At 45.5% G+C, this 1,202-nt stretch carries 1 protein-coding gene and 1 pseudogene; both read right to left on the reverse strand.

Translation table 11 applies throughout. The annotated features are described in order from the left end of the window. A pseudogene (locus R7E00_RS24230) lies at window positions 1-310 on the reverse strand (molecular chaperone); the annotation flags it as partial. Between the two features lie 85 nt (window positions 311-395). Further along, window positions 396-1,022, reverse strand: coding sequence for a hypothetical protein (locus R7E00_RS24235; RefSeq protein ID WP_005483333.1), 627 nt, complete (start codon window positions 1,020-1,022; stop codon window positions 396-398). Window positions 1,023-1,202 lie beyond the last annotated feature (180 nt).

The following is a 1,202-nucleotide window of genomic DNA, read 5'->3' on the forward strand; positions in this document are numbered from 1 at the left end:
AGATATCGCGTGGATCTTCTAAATAGCGGTTCAACGCTGCCTGCCCAAACGCGATGTCTTCTGGCTCCAGCTCGATGCTCTCTTCTCGGTTCAAGTTGATTGCGCGGCGCAGTACCTGCTCTCCAACTTGATCAAACGGTTTGATGTCACGGTGACGAAACAAATGCTCAGACACAGACTCACGAGTCGGAGCTGCTAGGGTGGAAGGAATGAACGGGCTATCCCCTTCAAGATTTAGCAAAACAGGCTCGCCTGATTCCATTTTTGCCACTGAACAGTTTGCAGTGCCATAGTCAAAGCCAATATACATGAGTCCTCCCACTGACGAAAAAAAGGTCGGCAATGCTAACTCAATGGCACATGAATTACTACTCAAACGGTAGAGCGATTCTCGCTTATTCGCTTTCGGACGTTTCTTTTTTCATGGCAGGTAACACGACGGCTAACAATAACGCTAATAAAAGAAAAGCAGGCGTGAGTTTCAATCCTTGCCAAATTGAGTACGTGTCGTGAAACAGCCAAAAAATTCCTATCGTTAACAAGTAAGCAAAATAGCTGCTGAACACTAAACTCATGGCGACAAAACGCGTGCGATTGATGATGAGGATTCGCACTAAATATTGGCTGAGTAAACTCGCGCAGTGCATCGCCAATTGCCAGTTAATGATAAAAAAAGCCAGAGAAACAAATCCAGCTACCAGCATGGCGTCGTGCGTACTAACAATAAAGTAGCTGCCGAAACGGCTCATCATAACAGGATAATTGCCTTCGTAGACGATGGACCAAGAGATCGCATTCGCCACTGCAATATAATTGGCAAAATAGGCAATAGCATAGAAAGTTGTGCGGGAACTAAAAGGTTGAAATACATCCGCACAATAGCCGCGCCATTCTTCTTGATTAGCGGTGGGGCCAACCCAATTGCGTTTGTGGTCTGGGAGTCGCTCGGCAAATGCAGGGCCATTTCGAAACAGTAGCCAGAAAATATACAGCGCCAATGCAATCAACAGTATCGTCAACATACTCCCCCCTTAGAAATGTCTGTGCCACTGCCGTTGCTATTGAGGTCGTAAACTGCACTTCCCTAATTGTCATCGTCATCGCTAACGTCACACATGGTTTAGCGCGTATTTAAGCCTTTCTGAGCAATTAGAATTGCGATGATTTTTCTATCTTATATGTTTACTCAGCGAGTAATGTTC

The sequence above is a fragment of the Vibrio sp. Vb1755 genome (genome assembly GCF_033338635.1).
Taxonomy (GTDB): domain Bacteria; phylum Pseudomonadota; class Gammaproteobacteria; order Enterobacterales; family Vibrionaceae; genus Vibrio; species Vibrio alginolyticus.